This window comes from Dialister succinatiphilus YIT 11850, from assembly GCF_000242435.1.
GTDB lineage: Bacteria > Bacillota > Negativicutes > Veillonellales > Dialisteraceae > Dialister > Dialister succinatiphilus.
Map to the genome: position 1 here is coordinate 415,858 of NZ_JH591187.1, position 18,325 is coordinate 434,182.

At 52.9% G+C, this 18,325-nt stretch carries 10 protein-coding genes; 9 read left to right on the forward strand and 1 reads right to left on the reverse strand.

Annotation, left to right across the window (positions count from 1 at the left end):
- Positions 1-400 precede the first annotated feature (400 nt).
- The 9 genes from cobN to HMPREF9453_RS01815 all read left to right on the forward strand — a co-directional run bounded on the left by cobN (position 401) and on the right by HMPREF9453_RS01815 (position 16,388).
- A complete protein-coding gene (cobN, locus tag HMPREF9453_RS01770; protein WP_008858846.1) occupies positions 401-4,126 on the forward strand; it encodes a cobaltochelatase subunit CobN in 3,726 nt (1,241 codons plus the stop codon).
- A complete protein-coding gene (locus tag HMPREF9453_RS01775; RefSeq protein WP_008858847.1) occupies positions 4,119-5,168 on the forward strand; it encodes a radical SAM/SPASM domain-containing protein in 1,050 nt (349 codons plus the stop codon). Before cobN ends, HMPREF9453_RS01775 begins: the two co-directional genes overlap by 8 nt.
- Positions 5,169-5,391: 223 nt before the next feature.
- Positions 5,392-6,420 carry an ATP-binding protein gene (locus HMPREF9453_RS01780; protein ID WP_008858848.1) on the forward strand — a complete coding sequence of 343 codons (1,029 nt, stop codon included), beginning with the start codon at positions 5,392-5,394 and terminating at the stop codon, positions 6,418-6,420.
- The gene (locus HMPREF9453_RS01785; protein ID WP_008858849.1) at positions 6,410-8,326 is read left to right on the forward strand and encodes a VWA domain-containing protein; all 1,917 of its coding nucleotides are present in this window, start codon (positions 6,410-6,412) and stop codon (positions 8,324-8,326) included. Before HMPREF9453_RS01780 ends, HMPREF9453_RS01785 begins: the two co-directional genes overlap by 11 nt.
- Positions 8,327-8,514: 188 nt before the next feature.
- On the forward strand, positions 8,515-10,131 hold the full coding sequence (locus HMPREF9453_RS01790; RefSeq protein WP_008858850.1) for a hypothetical protein: 1,617 nt from the start codon (positions 8,515-8,517) through the stop codon (positions 10,129-10,131).
- Entirely contained in the window at positions 10,128-11,768 is a 1,641-nt protein-coding gene (locus tag HMPREF9453_RS01795) for an ABC transporter ATP-binding protein (RefSeq protein ID WP_008858851.1), read from the forward strand. The genes HMPREF9453_RS01790 and HMPREF9453_RS01795 overlap by 4 nt, the downstream gene beginning before the upstream one ends.
- Entirely contained in the window at positions 11,746-12,618 is an 873-nt protein-coding gene (locus HMPREF9453_RS01800) for an energy-coupling factor transporter transmembrane component T family protein (RefSeq protein ID WP_008858852.1), read from the forward strand. Before HMPREF9453_RS01795 ends, HMPREF9453_RS01800 begins: the two co-directional genes overlap by 23 nt.
- Positions 12,615-14,021: a WD40 repeat domain-containing protein gene (locus HMPREF9453_RS01805; protein ID WP_008858853.1), complete on the forward strand. Its 1,407-nt coding sequence runs from the start codon at positions 12,615-12,617 to the stop codon at positions 14,019-14,021. Before HMPREF9453_RS01800 ends, HMPREF9453_RS01805 begins: the two co-directional genes overlap by 4 nt.
- A gap of 630 nt (positions 14,022-14,651) precedes the next feature.
- Positions 14,652-16,388 (forward strand): ABC transporter ATP-binding protein, encoded by a 1,737-nt coding sequence (locus HMPREF9453_RS01815; protein WP_008858855.1) that lies wholly within the window; start codon positions 14,652-14,654, stop codon positions 16,386-16,388.
- A gap of 967 nt (positions 16,389-17,355) precedes the next feature.
- Here HMPREF9453_RS01815 and galU read toward each other — a convergent pair.
- A complete protein-coding gene (gene galU, locus HMPREF9453_RS01820) occupies positions 17,356-18,237 on the reverse strand; it encodes a UTP--glucose-1-phosphate uridylyltransferase GalU (protein WP_008858856.1) in 882 nt (293 codons plus the stop codon).
- Positions 18,238-18,325: the final 88 nt, after the last annotated feature.

An 18,325-nucleotide genomic window follows, 5' to 3' on the forward strand; every position in this document is an offset into this window, starting at 1 on the left:
CAGGTGAATCAGAGATTTATTAAATAAATCAGAATCATTGCCTTTAAAAATGTAGCGAAAATAGTATAATATATAAAGTAAATTAATAAAAATCATGGAAATTATGAAAAGGACAGGAGATGGGCGAGAAAGTTTGGGAAAGGAATGGCTAGTGTGCTGGTAGGATAGTGAACTAGTGTGCTGGTATGCTGGTGTACTGGTCGGAGTCATTATTGACATAGACCGGGATTTCTTGCCTGCGGCGCAGAATGACCATTGGCAGGAAGGCAATCCTGTCATGCCAGCTTTATACTCATCACCGGTCAGGGGAATACTACACCCTAAACATTCCAAACCTTCTGAACCCTGTGAACACTCACGCCAAAGGCGTGTCCTGAAGTCTCTAAGGAAAGAGGTATGTATGGACGATATTAAGATTATTTATATGACGAACCATGACAGAAGATATGCTGCCATTAAGAAGGCCTGTGACGGACTGCAGGAAGAAGGGAAGATTTCAGACCTCTGCATTCCTGTTTTTCTGGAACGCACCAGTGACTGGGACCGATCCTGGGAAAGGAAGATGAAAGGTGCTTCTCTGGTTATGATCCATCTGATGAAGAATGGACTGAAATCTCGTTTCTGGAAGGACTGCAGGAATTTTCTGGACAGGTCCGGCATTCCTTACTTTGTGGATGCCGTGGATGGGGATACTGCAGAGCATAGCGGTTCTCTTTCCGATGATATGATGAAGCGGTTCCGCGAATACTGCCTCTATGGGGGCATGGAAAATTTCAGGAATCTCTGGCTCTATGCTTCTTCTCTGTTTGACTCCTCCATTGCAGAGCCGCCGGCTCCCCAGAGCTATACTTGGGCCGGTATTTACGACAGGGACAGTGAAAAAGGATTTACCACGGATCTCACTTCCTTCCTGCAGAAGTTTTCCGGTGACGAAAAGCCGGTCATCGGGCTCCTGTTTTACCGGGAGGAATGGATCTGGGGGGATCTGTCCTATCAGAACGCTTTTATTGATGAAGCGGAAAAGCAGGGGTACCATGTACTTCCTGTTTTTGCCAATGGGTCGCCCGACGTGAGCCTTGGCATGCCCACCCTGTCCGATGTCATTTCCAACTATTTCATGAAAGATGGGAAAACGGTGATTGATTCCCTGGTGAGTACCATGAAATTTTCTCTTACCGGAAGCGGAAAGGCCAGTGTAGATACGCTGAAAAAGCTGGGGGTGCCCCTGCTTGAAGCCTATACGCTTCTGGTTTCGGAAAAGGAATGGCGGGAAAACGGGGAAGGCCTTAACGCCATTGAAACATCCATTGCTGCTGCCATGCCGGAGCTGGACGGCGTCATTCACGGCGTGCCCATTGCCGGCAGAATGAAGAAAGAAGACGGCACTGTGGAATTCAAGCCGATTCCTGAACGGATTAGCCGCATGGTGGGAAAGGCAGGCAAATGGGCAGCTCTCCACAAAATGAAGAACAGCCATAAGAAAGTCGCCCTTATTTTCCACAATTATCCGGCTAAGAATTCCAACATAGGCAGCGCCTCCGGCCTGGATACCATGGAAAGTGCCATTCGTCTCATGAAGCGGATGAAGGAAGATGGCTATACCATCGATTTCATTCCGGAAACGACGGAAAAATTTATTGAACTCATGACCTCCCATGCCACCAATGATATTTCCATGATGACCGAAAAACAGGCAGAGGAATGCCAGAAGCTTTCGGCTAAGGACTACGTGGAATTCTTCCACACCCTGGGCGCCGATGCACAGAAAAAGATGGAAGAGGAATGGGGAAAGGCACCGGGAGACGTGATGATTTCCGAAAAAGGAAATATCCTGGTGCCCGGCACCATGGACGGTAATATGTTCCTTACGGTGCAGCCGTCCCGTCAGTACGGCATGGATCCCTCCAAGGCCTACCATGACCCCTATATTGCACCGACTCACCAGTATCTGGCCTTCTACTACTGGCTCCGTCATGTGTGGAAGGCAGATGCGGTCATCCATATGGGGACCCACGGAAACTTGGAATGGCTGCCGGGGAAGAGCGTCGGACTGGACGAAGAAAGCTATCCAGACATTGCCCTGGGAGACCTGCCCAATGTATATCCCTACCATATGACCATTACCGGCGAAGGCATGATTGCCAAGAGGCGGGCCTCCGGCTGCCTTATCGGCTACATGCCGGCTCCTGTAGCCGATGCCGGTGCTTATGATGAAATCGAAGAACTGGAAAAGACGCTGGATGAATATGCTCACCAGAAGGAAACGGGGAACGGCGCGGAAGATATGAAGCCCACTCTTCTGGACCTTGTGAAAAAGGCAAAACTGGACCAGGACCTTCCTTATAAAGAGGGGGATGACTTTGACGCCTACCTGTCAGATGTACATAACTATATCGAAGAGCTGAAGGACAGCGAGGTCCATGTGGGACTTCATATCCTGGGACAGCCTCTGGAGGGAGACCTTTTGACTGATGGCATTCTCCAGCTCCTCCGTCTGTCCAATGACAAGGTGCCCTCCATTTACGACCTGTGGGCTGAAAAGTATCACACCACCCTGGATACGATCCAGAGCCGGTCCGCCGAAGTGGATGAAGAGATGAAATGCACCTACGGCGAGCTGATGAGCCGTATCAGAAAAGAAACGAAGACGGTTATCAAAGCGGTGCAGGATGGAGGCTTCACAAAGGAATCTGTTTCCAAAGCCCTTTCCCTTCCCGAAGCGGCAGGGGAAAAGGAATGGAAGGATAAACTGGAAGCTCTTCTCCATTTCGTAACCGATGAAATTTATCCCCGCATTGAAAGAACGGGGGAGGAAATGGACCATACCCTGGATGCCCTGGACGGACGGTATGTGGAACCCGGGCCTTCCGGCTCTCCCAATGCCGGCGGCGTCAGCCTTCTTCCTTCGGGACGTAATTTTTACGGCGTGGACCCCAGAACTCTGCCATCTCCCACAGGCTGGCAGCTGGGCGTGAAGCTGGGGGATAAGATGATTGAAAAATTCATTGCCGACCAGGGCAAATACCCTGAAAACATCGGCATGGTCCTCTGGTCCGGCCCCAATATGCGCTCCTCCGGCCAGGATATTGCGGAATTCCTCTACATGCTGGGCATCCGCCCCCGGTGGCAGAAGGGAAGCCTTAAGGTATCGGATCTGGAAGTGATTCCTCTTTCGGAACTGAAACGGCCTAGAATCGATGTGACCGGTCGTATCAGCGGCCTGTTCCGGGATACCCTGCCCCAGCTGGCGGAGCTTATGGACAAGGCAGTCCTTCTGGCAGCCTCCCAGGATGAATCGGATGAAGACAATTTCGTCAGAAAACATGTGAAGGAAGACACGAAGATCATGGAAGACGAAGGGGTAGATGCCGACGATGCATGGAGAAATGCGGCTTTCCGTATTTTCGGCGATGCCCCCGGTACTTACGGCGCCGGCGTGAATACGGTGCTGGACTCCAAGAACTGGCAGAATGAAGACGATCTGGCCAATGTGTATGTCCGCTGGGGCGGTCATGTCTTCGGCGGCGGAAACCGGGGTGTCTTCAAACCGGAACTCTTTAAAAAGCGGCTGTCTTCTCTGGACCTCACTGTCAAGAATGAAGAAAACCATGAAAGCAATATTTTAAGCTCCGATGACTACAACGCCTTCCACGGCGGCATGATTGCGGCAGTGAAGAGCCTGGGCGGGAAAACACCGGAGTCCTACGTAGGGGACAGCACTAACCGCTCTTCCGTAGGCGTGAAGACGGTGCAGGAAGAAATGAAGCGGGTCTTCCGCAGTGAATCCATGAACCCGAAATTCATTGAAGGTCTCATGAAACATGGCTATAAAGGAGCCACAGACCTGGCTAATCGCCTGTCCATCAGCTTCCAGTGGGATGCCACCAGCGGCGTCATGGACGACTGGATGTATGAGCAGTATGCCAAAAAATATGCCCTGGATCCAAAAATGCAGCAGTGGATGAAAAAGGTGAATCCCTGGGCCCTGCAGAATATGGCAGAAACCCTTCTGGAAGCAGACCAGCGCAAGATGTGGAATGCAGGGGATGAAATGAAGGAAGAACTGCAGCAGCTCTACCTTTCTGTGGAAGGAGAACTGGAAGACGACGGAGACGACGATGAATAGCATACCGCCTATCCGCATGCTGGTGCTCACCCTCACAGGCCGCTGCAACTTTTCCTGCCGTTACTGCTATGCTTCTGATGTGGATGCGGTGGACATGGACGAGGAAACGGCCGTGGAGGCGGTCATGATGGCCGGCGCTTCAGGAGAACGCTTTCTTCTCCAATTTTCCGGCGGAGAGCCGCTCCTTCGTTTCCCTCTCATCAGAAAGCTGGTTCATGTGGTGGAGGAAAACCATTTCAATGCGCAGATGCAGATTCAGACCAATGGCTCCCTCCTCACCAGGGACATAGGCCGATTTCTCTATGACCATGGGGTGGGCATTGGCATTTCCTGCGACGGCAGGCCTTCTGTCATGGACAGGACCAGGCCCGTCAAGGATGGCTCCTCTTCCTCAAAGGCTGCGGCCCGGGGTTTCCGCCATCTGGCGGAAGAGGGCATCGGCACCGGCATTACCTGTGTTGTCACTGATGATATGGTGAACGACCTTCCCGGCATTGCAGACATGGCCCATTTCTACGGCAATGTGCACCAGGTGGGCTTTGACATCCTTCGGGAGCAGGGAAGAGGGGAAAGTCTTCATGAACCTTCGGCCCGGGATATGGAAAAGGCACTGGAGGCGGTATACAACCGTATGGCCATGCTGGAAAAAGTAACAGGCCGCCATATCCATTTCACCCAGGAAGATCGGGTGGCACATCTCTATGGCGGGGGAAACCATGAATTTCCCCAGTGCTACGCCATGAACGGCGAGGCTGCCTTTGTAGATGTACATGGCGTAATATACGCCTGCTCGTCTCTCATGGGACGGGAAACATACCGGCTGGGTACGGTGAAAACCGGAAGAGACCCGGACAAAGTAAGGGAAGTGGGCGCCTTTATCAAAAAGGCCATGAGCCCATGCCGCAGCTGTGAGTACTTTCCCCTCTGCGGCGGCGGATGCTTCTCAAGGTGGCTCGATAAAGAGGGCCGCGTAAGGCCTTCTGATGCAGAATGCGCCATGAAGAAGTTCTTCATCCGGAAGTATCTGGAGAAGAACCGGTGAGACTGGCAAAGAGTTATTTTGTTTGGAAAACTGATGGGGAAAGGGTTCAGAATGTTCAAAGGATGGTGGCGGCGCCCTGTGGGCGCAGTATATGTGCTGCCTGCAGCAGGCTCACCAGCCTGCCAGCTGACTAGAACACCAGCTGATTAACTAGCTGATTGGAACACTAGTACACTATCCCAACAGCTCACTACATACTATTTCTAACATACAAGGAGGATATATGAAAAGACAGGGAACATTTCCATTTACTGCCATTATCGGGCAGGATACCATGAAGAAGGCCTTAGTGCTGAATGTTGTCAATCCAAAGCTGGGCGGCGTGCTCATCCAGGGGGAGAAAGGAACGGCCAAGTCTACGGCTGTCCGTGCGCTGGCCGACCTTTTGCCGCCGCGCCGGTGCATCAAGGGCTGCCGTTTCCACTGCGACCCTGATGACCGGGCCAACTGGTGCGATGAATGCCATGAAAAGTACGACCATGAAGAACCGCCGGTAGAAATGCTCCCCATGAAAGTGGTGGAACTTCCTGTCAGCGCTACAGAAGACCGCGTGGTAGGTACACTGGACATTGAAGCGGCCATCCGCGAAGGAAAGCGTTCTTTCGAAACAGGGATTCTGGCAGATGCCAATCGAAATATTCTTTATGTCGATGAAATCAACCTGCTTGATGACCATGTAGTAGATGTGCTGCTGGACTCTGCCGCCATGGGTATCAATACGGTGGAACGAGAAGGAATTTCCTACTCCCATCCCGCCCGTTTCTCCCTGGTAGGCACCATGAACCCGGAAGAAGGGGATATTCGTCCCCAGCTTTTGGACCGCTTTGCCCTTTCTGTCAAAGTGGCCGGCGAACAGGACCCGGAAAAGAGGGCCGAAATCATTAAGAGAAGACTGGCCTATGAAGCGGATCCGGAACCTTTCCTGGAACAGTGGAAGGATGAACAGGCAAAAGAAGTGCGCCGCATTGAAAGAGCCATGAAACTGCTGCCCCAGGTGACAGTTTCCAACGATATCCTTCTTCTGGCAGCGAAGATTTCCATTACCCTGGGGGTAGATGGACATCGTGCCGACATTACCCTGATTAAAACTGCTGAAACCATTGCAGCCGTGGCAGGACATACAGAAGTCACCAAAGAAGACATCCGGGAAGCTTCCAGACTGGCCCTGCCTCATCGTATGAGACGCCGTCCCTTCGAAGAACAGACACTGGACTGGACTGAAGTGGACAAGGTCATTGACGATGAAGCGTAATGTATTTCCTTTTGCCGCTATCTGCGGCATGGAAAAAGCCAAAGAAGCCATCCTCCTCACCCTGGTGAACCCCTTTGCCGGCGGCCTCCTCCTGTCTGGAGAAAAAGGCAGCGGCAAGTCCACCCTGGTGAGAAGCGCCAGGGAACTGGTGGATGCTCCCTGGGTGGAAATCCCTATCAGTGTCACGGAAGACCGGCTCTTTGGTTCCATCGATGCAGAAGAGGCTATCCGCAGCGGTCATAAAAAACTCCTTCCCGGACTGATTGACGAAGCGGATAAGGGCATTATTTATATGGATGATGTAAACCTCCTTCGGGACGATCTCCTTTCTGCGGTGCTGAACATCCGCGAAGCTGGCGGATACCGGCTGGAAAGAGACGGTCTTTCGGAGGAAAGGAAGACCGCCTTCACCGTACTGGCTGTAATGAATCCGGATAGTGGCACACTTTCCGCCTCTTCCCTGGACCGGTTCGGCCTTTTTGCAGAGGCTGACCCCTCCTGCGATGAACAGGCAAGACAGGAAATCATCCGCCGGGTGCTGGCCTTTGAAAAGGACGGCATCGCTTTCAGGGCCCAATGGCAGGAAGAAACGGAAGCCCTGAAAAAGAAAGTGGAAGAGGCTAGAAAAGCGCTGGGCAGTGTGGAAGTTTCGGATGCCATGGTGCAGCTGGCGGCAGTATATACCCTGAAAGCCCATGTGGCAGGTCACAGGGCTGATATTTACCTCATTGAAGCTGCCCGGGCCGAAGCCGCTCTGGCGGGAAGAAAGTACGTGCTCCCCAAGGATCTGGAAAAGGCAGCGGAATTCGTCCTGCCCCATCGCATGAGGAAAGCGGAAGAACAGCAGCCTCCGGAAGATATGAAGCCCGAGCAGCAGGAGGAAGAAAACAGACCTCCGGAAAAAGAGCCGGAACAGCCAAGCGCATCGGAAACTGAATTCAGCCATCCGCCAGAAGCTCAGCCTCCCCAGATGGATACGGAGGATGCAGATGACAGCAATCATGAGCAGAATGAAGACAATGCGCAGATGTCCAATCCCCGCGGTCAGAGCCGGGAGCGCATTGACGATGCGGACCTTCATGTGAATCTGCCGCCTATGTGGATAGAACCGTCTAAAGACAGGAAACCGAAAAAAGGAAGCGGCAAACGAAGCCTCACCATGACAGACCTCATGCAGGGCCGCTACGTAAGGGCGGAAATTCCCAGGGCAAAAACATCGGACATTGCCTTCGATGCCACCCTCCGCGCTGCAGCGCCTTACCAGAGGGCAAGACCTTCCAACGGCTGTGCTGTGGTTATCAGGAAAGAAGACCTTCGTAGCAAGGTCCGTGAAAAGCGGACCGGAAATATTTTCCTCTTCGTTGTAGATGCCAGCGGATCCATGGGGGCCAGAGAACGGATGAAAACGGTGAAAGGAGTCATTTTCAAAATCCTTCTGGACGCCTATCAGAAACGAGACCGGGTAGGTATGGTGGCTTTCCGCAAAAAACAGGCGGAAGTCCTTCTTCCTGTCACAAGGTCCGTAGACTTTGCCCAGAAGAAACTGGCTTCCATGCCCACTGGAGGCAAGACACCTCTGGCTAAGGGGCTTCTTAAGGCGGAAGACGTGCTGGACATGCTTTATCGCCAGGATGCGAACCAGGACCCCGTGGTCATCCTTATCACCGACGGCAGGGCTACCAGTCCTCTGAACAAGGGAACCAACCCTGTCACCGATGCCATGGAAGAGGCCAAACGGATCGGCAGGAGACATATTCCTGTGGCAGTCATTGATACGGAGTCCGGCTTCATCAAACTGGGCCTTGCTAAAAAGCTGGCCAAAGCCATGGGAGCCTCCTACTTCCAGGTGGATAAAATTTCAGAAGACCAGCTCCTCCATATCTGGAGAACCGCGGCCAACAGGTAAGGGATTCCCGGTACTGCGGTACCGGGAATTTGGTTTTCACGCCTGTCTTTTCGTATGGAGGAGGCAGTCTCCTTTCCTGAACAGCATATCATCCATACAGATAAAATCTGCACTGCCCGCCGCATCCCTTCCATAGTATAATGAAATCAATCTGTTTCCATGTTCCTGATGAATCGCGAGGTTTTTTTATGCCAATCCGTGTGGTTATGCTTCTATTCTGCTGGATGATTTCTTTTCTGCCGGTACTGGCAGAGGAGTTGCCGGTCAAGCTGGAGGCTTCTTTCCCTTACAGCCTGAACGGGTCTGAACCCAGGCCTGCCAGTCCTGGAAGCCGGCAGCTTTTATTTATTTCCCTGGATCATTTCAACAGACCTGCCGAACCGGTATCCATTACTGTCACTCTTCCCGAAGGTCTTAAGGCTTCTGCGAGGAAGGGCTGGACAGTAGATGAGGCGGGACAGATTCACATGGATTGGACGCTTCCGGCGGACTTTGGCAATGTGTTCGAAGTGATTCCTGTCACTCTTTCCTCTTCTCTTCCTGAAGGAAGGGGCGCTGTTTCCATTTCTGTTACGGGCCCGGATTATGAACTTTCCAGAAATCTGGATTTCACAGTGAAAGAGACGGCACCGGAGGAAAGGGAGAAGGAAAATAGGGAAGAGTCCTGGTATATACAGGGCGTGGTGCTTCCGGTCAATGAATCCGGTGAAACCGATGATCGCCTTTCCCCCAATACCATGGTGCTTCCTGATGTACAGCTGGAAAATATGAAGCACCGTTTGACCGGTACACCTCTGGACCGGAGCGCCCTGACAGCCAAACCGGACACCTTCCTTCTTCTGGATATGAGAAATCCCCGGCGTGACGTGGGACAGATCCATTTCAAGGCGGAGCTGGTGGATCGGGGAAGCGGAGAGGTGAAGGAAGGGCTTCTTTCTGCATCCGGCGAGGAGGGGACGGTGCCGGACCATTCTTTTTCCACAGAAACCGATTTTTCTTTAAACGGCGGAAAAATGCAGACCGCCGTCATTCCTCTCTATGCCAATCCCTTTACCCTTTCCGAAGGGGACTATAACCTTCGAATCACCCTTTCCGGCGGCGAAAGCCAAAAGATTACAGAGCTTCCGCTGACGGTGGTGAAGAGCCGCAGCATGGGTATGATTTCTACAGGCCTTTCCTGCCTTTCTCTTCTGCTGGTCCTTCTTTCCTTTGGAAAAATCAAAAAGACCATGATTTCCATCGGCGCCAGGGGAGACATTGCGGCGGCCCTGTTTGCAGCGCTGGCTTTTGGCGGCGTGGTGGTGCCGGTGACCCTGGCCGGCGATTTTCTCCATGTGATTCTGGGACCTTTCTCTGGCCTGGTGACCGGACTTTTAAGCGGTGTGGTGCAGTACATGCTCCTCATGTCCCTGCTGGTCCTTTTCCGGCGCCCCGGGGTGACGGCTCTTTTTTTCCTGATCCGCTGGCTTCTTTCCGCTGTACTTTTTGGACGGGTCACACCGGTGGGCATCCTTCTGGCGGCCTTTTCCATTGTGGTCATCGAAGGAGCTCTTTATATCACCGGCTTTTACAGGAAGAAAACATTGACCTTGCCTTACGGCCTTTTTATTTCTCTGGTGCTGGGCCTGTGCGACGCAGGGATTACTTTTGTGAACATGCAGCAGCTCATGCTTTTCTACCGTCTGTATTACGCGGACTGGTTCATCGGTCTTTACATGGTGATTAACGGTCTTCTCTACAGCAGTCTGGGAAGTTTCCTGGGCTGGAAGACGGGAAGCCGCTTAAGGCAGGTGATGGGATCATGATACTGGATATCAGGGATTTCTCCTGCCGTTACCTTTCAAGAAAGAAGGAAACCATCAGCCATCTGGATTTGTCGGTGGATGAAGGAGAAATGGTGCTCCTGGCCGGGCGGTCGGGATGCGGGAAATCCACCCTTATCAAGGCCGTGACGGGCCTTCTGGAGGATGCAGAAAAGAAGGGCGCCATGACGCTGTGCGGCAGGGATATTTTCAGCATGACTCCTGAAGATATCGGTCTTGTAGCAGGCACGGTATACCAGACTCCGGACGACCAGCTCTTTGCCATGACTGTGGCAGACGAGACAGCCTTTGCCCTGGAAAACCGGGGAGAAGAGCCATCGGTTATCAGAAGGGAAGTGTCAAGGGCTTTAGAGAAGGTGGGCCTTTCGGGGATGGAAGACAGGAGCATTCATGCCCTTTCCGGAGGACAGCGGCAGCGGCTGGCCCTGGCATCCATCCTCGTTACCCATCCAAAGCTCCTCATTCTTGACGAGCCGGTGAGTCAGATGAATCCGGAGGGGGTGAAGGATTTTCTTTCCCTTCTTCACAGTTTGAATGAAAAAGACCACATGACTATCCTTATGGTGGAACACCGGGTGAATGAGCTGGCCGCCCATTTTCCAAGGCTCTGCATTATGGACAGGGGAAAATTGGTGTATGACGGTCCTACGGAAAAAGCGTGGAATGAAATGGGGGATACCGAAGCCTACGGCATCCGGGAACCCCAGATGGTGAAGCTTGCCCGGCGCCTTCATCTGCCGAAGGCTTCCTCGGACAGGAAAGAGACGGTTATGGAAATCCAAAAGGCAGGAATTTCCTTTCGGCCCCATGTGGAACCGCCCCGGCCCAACCTTTCAGGAGACGTGATTCTGGAAGGAAAGGACATTCATTACACCTATCCCGGCGTCTCGGAGGAGACCCTGAAGGGGATTTCCTTTACCGTGAAAAAAGGGAGCATCACAGCCCTCATGGGCTTTAACGGCGCCGGCAAATCCACTCTTTTAAACCTTCTGGCCGGCCTCCTTTCCCCATCTTCCGGGAAAGTGCTTATCCATGGAAAGCCGGCGGAAAAGGAAAGGCACCATGTGGGGTTTATGCGACAGGAAGCGGATTTGATGCTGCTGACTGATTCGGTGGAAGAAGAACTGACCTGGAACAACAAAGACATGACAGAAGAGGAGCTGGACAAACTTCTCCATAAGCTCCATCTGGCCCACTACCGCCATGATTTTCCCCTGGCCCTTTCCAAGGGGCAGAGGCTTCGGGTGGTATTCGGCGCCCTTCTGGCCCGGAAGGATAATGACCTTCTCATTCTGGATGAGCCTACCACCGGACAGGACCAGAAGAGCCTCATGGATATCCGGGACATGCTGCGCCTGGCCGCAGAAGAGGGAAGAACTATTTTCCTCTGCACCCATGACATGGAGCTGGCGGCGGAGCTGGCAGAAGAAGTCTATGTACTGAAGGCAGGGCGCATCATCGCAGAGGGCAGTCCTCGACTCTTATTCAGCAGCCGGCAGCTCATGAAGGAAAGCGGACTGTCCCTGCCGCCTATGATGGATGTATCGGAAGACCTTGCTATCGAACCCTGCGTAACCATAGAGGAGGTGATGGCCCATGTCATTCAGACAGACCTTTGAAGGGAGCGACAGGAAATCGGTGATTTCTGCCTTAGACGGCAGAACGAAGCTGTCCTTTCTTCTTCTCTACGCCTTTATGATGATTATTGTGGACAATGGACGAAGCCTTTTCATCCTTTTCACGCTGACCCTTCTTTTTCATTTCCTGGGAAAAACGCCGGTGTACAAATGGAAAGTACTTTCCATTTTTCTCCTGCTGGGTCTCTGGGGTTCTATTTCCAGTCAGGCTCTCTTTTTCAGCCAGAATCCAAGGACGCCTCTCATTATGCTCATTTCTCCCGGATTTCCCCTGCTGGGATCTTTGACCGGCGGCCTTTATATTTACCGGGAAGGCATTATTTACGGCGCTGTTCAGGGCATGCGCACGGCATCCATGATTTCCCTGGGACTTTTGGTATGCTGGACCAGCGACCCCAGGGATCTTCTCAAAGGACTCACCGCCTGGCACCTGTCGCCCCAGGCCTCCTTCATGCTGGTGACAGCCATCCGCTTCTTTCCCATTCTGGCGGCAGAGGCGGGGGAGGTCATGACGGCCCTTCAGCTTCGAAGCGGTTCTGAAAAGGGGAGGCATCAGGTGCTGCGGCACATTCCCTACATGATCAAACCCCTGCTGGCCCGCTGCCTGCGCCGGGCCCAGACTCTGTCTCTTTCCGTCACCAGCCGGGGCCTTTTCCTGGCCAAGGAAAGGAAGGGTGTGCCCTGGAAAGGAAGAGAAAAAGGGGTTTCCCTTCTGTTCCTCCTGTTTGTACTTTTCTGCGGTGCCTCCAAGGTGCTCTATATTCTTTCCCAAAAGGGGATTTATTTCGGTGCTCTGCGCATCATTTATGACTGGACGAAATGGTATCTATGAAACAGTGGAAAACGACAGGCCTTTTCTTTCTCCTCTTTGCTACCTGGCTCACTCTGTTCTGGGTGACCGGAAGCCGCACGCCCTGGCAGATGTTTACGCCCCGCAATCAGGACGATGGCATCGTGGTACCGCTGGGGGAAATGGCCGGAAGAAATTATGACCGCATGGGCTTTGAGGGAGGAGAAATACGCTATGTACCTTCCGGTGGATGGCTGGTGGGGACAGCTAATGGAGAGCTTCGCCTTCTGTCCAAAGAGGGCGGGGAGAAATGGAGCCATCCCATAGGAAGCGGACTCATCCGCTCCCTCTCCCTTTCGCCTGACGGAAAAAGGGTGTATGTGGGAGAAAAAAGCCCCGACGGATACCTCTATGCCATGAACACCTCTTCTGGCGACATTCTCTGGAAATTCAAGGGTTTTGACGTCATCGGCGGCGAACCGGATATTCGGGCGGATCCCCAGACCATTCATATTTCCACCGACCGGGAAGGAAATATATATGCTGTCTTTTATCGCTTCACCATAACTGACAGTGGACAGCGGGGCTACCTGAGCCGGGTGGTTTCCTTCACCCCTTCAGGAGAAGAAAGATGGCGCTTTCCTAAGGACCATGCCATGGACGGCTGGGTGAACTGGGGCGAGATTTCAAAAGACGGCAGCTCCTTTGCCTTTGGAACCGCCAATTATGATAAATCTAAAATAGAAAATCTGGAGTATAATAAAAACATATATGTGCTGGATGGCAGGGATGGTACATTGCTTCACAGCACTGTCATAGACACAGCGCCCCACTTCGGATCAGTCACCATGAGAAACGGGCCGGTGTGGGAAGAAGGGGGAAATTATCTTTCCACCATCACCAGCGACGGCAGGGCCTTCCTCTTCGACAAAGAGGGCCATATCCTCTGGCAGCGCACCCTGGCGGAGCCTAAGGAAATGAATGGCACCTGGTTTTTCGCAGCCGGAAGGGATGCCCTTTTTGTGCCGGAAGGGGTGATCTTCGACACCATCAACACCTTCAGCCGGGATAACTGGCAGATGCCGTCCCCGGTGATCCACCCCTCCAGCAACAGCCTCTTCTTCTTTGACCTTTCCGGCACCTTCCGCTGGAAATACAGGACCGGCGGTGAAATCGAAGCCCTTGATGCAGCAAAGGGAGTGGCTGCCCTGGCCGTGGGAAGAAACGTGAGAAACCACGATTATAAAGCCCACGGCGCCGAAGCGGTGAACCTGGCTGACGGCAGCCGCATCTGCCGCTTCCACACTGCCGGACCCCTGCAGAACATAGCCATCTCCGATGACGCTAGTCTCATGGCAGGCATCGAAGTGCCGGCAGTAACGCCGGAAGGAAGCCTCCTTGGGGCGTACCGGCTTCATATATGGAAGATTGCGGAGCAGTCTTAGAACCGACCTTTTCGGGAGGAGAATGTTTATTCATGCCGCATGACGTAGGCCGCCGATTGGCGGTCAGGACCGCGATGGAGCATCCTATCAGTTCTCTGCCCCGTACACCCTTTCCCGCTTCGCGGGACTTCCCCTCAAGGGGAAACGAGAGATATGAGGGAAAAAACAGCGAGTCATATACTTCACGTACCATTTCGGCGTTTTCCCTCTTTGGTGGCTGTCGCCACCACCTTGCCCTGTGGGAGGTATGTCATATGATACTGAAAGGTTAAACCCGTAACGCTGACATTATAAGTATTGCCGCAGAGCGGCAATCCGCAACCCTCGGCCCAAAGGGCCGTCAAACTTAAGAACCCTTGGGCCGAAGGCCCATCCATCTTAAGAACCTTTTCCTCTGCCCCCTGAGCGAAGCGATGCAACCCTTCTACACAACCTGCCGCCATCAGGCGGCCACAACCCTCGGCCTGAAAGGCCGTCAAACTTAAGAACCCTTGGGCCAAAGGCCCATCCATCCTAAGAACCTTTTCCTTTACAAACCTCGGGGCGAAGCCCCGTCAACCCTCACACCGAAGGTGTGTCCAATGAACCCTCTGAACCCGGGACGCTATGGGTCCCTATAAAGGAGATACTATGATTACACGTTTTATGAAATACTACAAACCCTATATGAAAATCCTGGTGTGGGTCATTATCGGTACCTTTGCCATGGCGGGACTGGACCTGATTTTCCCGATTGTGGTAAGAAATCTGATTAACCAGGTACTGCCGGATAAGGATATGCACCGTCTCCTTTTGGGTTCGGCAGTGCTTCTGGTGCTCTACATTATCAATTTCATCATTCAGTTCCTGGTGCAGTACTATGGTCACGTAATGAGCGCCTCCATTGAGCACGATATGCGGCGGGATCTTTTTTCCCATATTGAAAAGCTGTCCTTCCATTATTTCGACAATGAAAAGACAGGGCAGCTTCTGTCCCGCATTACCAGCGATATTACGGAAATCAGCGAGCTCTCTTTCCGCGGGCCCAACGATCTTCTTCTCTGCGGTGTTATCATGGCAGGCACGCTGGTGGTGATGCTGGTGATGAACTGGAAGCTGGCCCTTTTGATCGGCGCCCTTCTGGTGGCCAAGGCTGTGCACACTGTGAAAATCAACAGGCAGATGAAGGGGGCTTTCCGGAAGAATCGCCGCATGGCGGGGGAAGTGGCGGCCCGGGCGGAGGAAAGTCTTTCCGGCATCCGCCTGGTGAAGGCTTTTGCCCGGGAGGCCTTCGAGCTTTCCCGGTTTGAAGAAAAATCCCTGGAGCTTAGAAATACGAAATTTGCTTCCTACCGTCTGGTGGGCTATTTCTCTGGAAGCATTAATTTCTTCACCAATTTCATTAATGTCGTTGTCATCCTGGCCGGCGGCTGGATGATTACGAAGGGGGAGCTCCGGCTTTCCGATTTCGTGGCCTTCCTCCTCTATGTGAATATCTTTATGCGTCCCGTGTTCCGACTGACTATTCTGGCGGAGGTGTACCAGCGGGGTATGGCAGGGTTTCACCGCTTCGAGGAAATCATGCACACGGCGCCCTCTATTACAGACCCGCCCCATCCCTTGGCCCTGACCCAAGTGAAGGGAGATATCGATTTCCATGACCTGTCCTTCGGCTATGAACCGGACCGGCTCATTCTTCACCATCTGAACTTTGCCATTCCTGCAGGAAAGACGGTGGCCTTCGTGGGGGAAACGGGGGCCGGCAAGAGCACCCTGGTGAGCCTGCTCCTTCGCTTCTATGAACCTACGGAAGGGACCATTACCCTGGATGGGCATAACCTCAACGAATTTGCCCAGCAGGACCTTCGCCGCAAAATCGGTATCGTACAGCAGGATGTATTCCTCTTCGGCGATACCATTGCCGAAAACATTGCCTATGGCAGGGAAGGAGCTTCCATGGATGAAATCCGGCAGGCTGCGAAACTGGCGGCGGCTGATGGATTTATCGAATCCCTGCCCAACGGCTATGATACCAAAGTAGGGGAAAGGGGCGTCAAACTCTCAGGCGGTCAGAAACAGCGCATCGCCATTGCCCGGGTGTTCCTCAAGAATCCTCCGGTAGTTATCTTCGACGAAGCTACCTCCGCTCTGGATACCCAGACAGAAAAAATGGTACAGGCCACCCTGGACGACCTGGCCAGAAACAGAACCACCATCATCATAGCCCACCGCCTCTCCACTGTGAGAAATGCGGACTGCATCTATGTCCTCGACCACGGACGCCTTCTGGAATCCGGCAATCATGAGGAACTGATTCGCAAAAAGGGCAAGTACTACGAGTTGTATGAAGCCCAGAAGAAAAAGAAAACCAATGAAACAGAGGAATGAGGATGATAGGGCTCTTCCATTGTCACCTTTGGGACGTTGAAAGGGTTCGCAGGTCCCCAAGCTGCCTTTAGGCCGCTGAGGATTGATGAAAAGAGGCTTCTTAACTGATAGAAGGCGCCTTTTCATATACCATTCCTGCATTTCTCCCTTTGGCGGCTGGCACTTTGCCCAGTGGAGAAAGTCCGGCACAGCCGGATAAGGGGGAGCCGCGCAGCGAGCCAATCCGCAGAATGCTTATCATGCCATATGACACAGAAAACCAATTCCGTAACGCCTCTTGCGTCCCCTTTAGGGGAAGAGGGCCACGAAGTGGCGAAGGGGTGGACGGTGGTAAGAATGATTATGATATTCTTATTCTATGTCTTATTGCCCTAAAGGGGAAACGACTCACTACATTTTGAGCGTCGCTTCACTCAAGGGGCCGCCGATTGGCGGTCAGGAAAATGATAGAGTGTCATATCTCTGCTCAGCCCCGTACACCCTTTTGCCACTACGTGGCATTTCCCCTCAAGGGGAAACGAGAAAATAGGTGGCACTGGATATTGTGTCACATATGACACAGACAGCCAATCCCGTAATGCTCCTTGCGTCCCCTTTAGGGGAAGAGGGCCACGAAGTGGCGAAGGGTGTGCAAGCGAACTGGATTTATTGGGGAGAGAAGCGACCCGCGAATCCAGTGAGACGCCATCCAGCGAAGTCGGTGTAGACGAGGGGAAGAATGATTATGATACTCGATGTGGACGTGACCGCCGAAAGGCGGCATTATAATACTCATCGCCCGATAGGGCGATACCACAACCCTCGGCCCGAAGGGCCGTCAAACTTAAGAACCCTTGGGCCCGAAAGGGCCCATCAATCCTAAGAACCTTTTTCCGCAACCCTGTTGCACAACCTGCCGCCGTCAGGCGGCCACAACCCTCGGGGCTTCAGCACAAAAAAAACCGGTCATAGACCGGTCTTTTTTATTTTATTTTTCATCAGCCAGCAGTTTTTTCAGATACTCACGGAACTGGGGTCCCAGGTCCGGGCGGCGGAGGGCAAATTCTACGGTGGCTTTCAGGTAGCCCAGTTTATTTCCTGTATCGTACCGTTTGCCTGTAAAGTTATAGGCATAGACACTGCCGTTTCTGGCCATGACGCGGAGGGCATCGGTGAGCTGGATTTCTCCGCCTTTGCCGGGCTTTGTCTGTTCCAGCACTTCGAATACTTCCGGGGTGATGACATATCGGCCCAGAGCTGCGAAGCGGCTGGGGGCTTCTTCCATGGAAGGCTTTTCAATCATATCTTTCACCTTGAGCAGGTTCGGGTCGTCTGTCGGTTTTCCGTCTACAATGCCGTAGGAGGAAACCATTTCAGGACGCACGACCTGGCAGCCGATGACGGTGCCGCCGGTTTTTTCGTACTGGTCCATGAGCTGGCGCAGGGCTGGTTCGCCATTGGCATTGTATACCACATCGTCCCCCAGGATGACGCCGAAGGGTTCGCCATCGATGAAATCTTTGGCGCAGAGGATGGCATCTCCCAGTCCTCTCATATACTGCTGGCGGGTGTAGTGGATTTTCACGGAAGCCACTTTCCGTACTTCCCGGAGAAGATCCATTTTGCCCGATTCGTAAAGGTGCTGCTCCAGTTCCGGGGAGGAATCGAAATGGTCTTCAATGGCTCTTTTGGCATGGCCGGAAATAATGAGGATCTGTTCAATGCCGCTGGCCCTGATTTCTTCTACAATATACTGGATGGTCGGTTTATCTACAATAGGAAGCATTTCCTTGGGCATGGCCTTTGTTTCGGGAAGGAAACGGGTGCCGAAGCCTGCTGCAGGAATGACTGCTTTTCTGATTTTCTGCATATATGTACTCCTTTGAATGTCGTAATTGCTTTATGGACACGGCCTGCGAACGGTCAGCCGACAATAGGAAGGCCCTTTTATGGGCAGG

Excerpts from the sequence above, each read along its gene's own strand:
- cobN (WP_008858846.1), top strand. The coding sequence starts at position 401 with ATGGACGATATTAAGATTATTTATATGACGAACCATGACAGAAGATAT.
- HMPREF9453_RS01815 (WP_008858855.1), top strand. The coding sequence starts at position 14,652 with ATGATTACACGTTTTATGAAATACTACAAACCCTATATGAAAATCCTG.
- HMPREF9453_RS01795 (WP_008858851.1), top strand. The coding sequence starts at position 10,128 with ATGATACTGGATATCAGGGATTTCTCCTGCCGTTACCTTTCAAGAAAG.
- HMPREF9453_RS01775 (WP_008858847.1), top strand. The coding sequence starts at position 4,119 with ATGAATAGCATACCGCCTATCCGCATGCTGGTGCTCACCCTCACAGGC.
- HMPREF9453_RS01785 (WP_008858849.1), top strand. The coding sequence starts at position 6,410 with ATGAAGCGTAATGTATTTCCTTTTGCCGCTATCTGCGGCATGGAAAAA.
- HMPREF9453_RS01805 (WP_008858853.1), top strand. The coding sequence starts at position 12,615 with ATGAAACAGTGGAAAACGACAGGCCTTTTCTTTCTCCTCTTTGCTACC.
- HMPREF9453_RS01800 (WP_008858852.1), top strand. The coding sequence starts at position 11,746 with ATGTCATTCAGACAGACCTTTGAAGGGAGCGACAGGAAATCGGTGATT.
- galU (WP_008858856.1), bottom strand. The coding sequence starts at position 18,237 with ATGCAGAAAATCAGAAAAGCAGTCATTCCTGCAGCAGGCTTCGGCACC.
- HMPREF9453_RS01780 (WP_008858848.1), top strand. The coding sequence starts at position 5,392 with ATGAAAAGACAGGGAACATTTCCATTTACTGCCATTATCGGGCAGGAT.
- HMPREF9453_RS01790 (WP_008858850.1), top strand. The coding sequence starts at position 8,515 with ATGCCAATCCGTGTGGTTATGCTTCTATTCTGCTGGATGATTTCTTTT.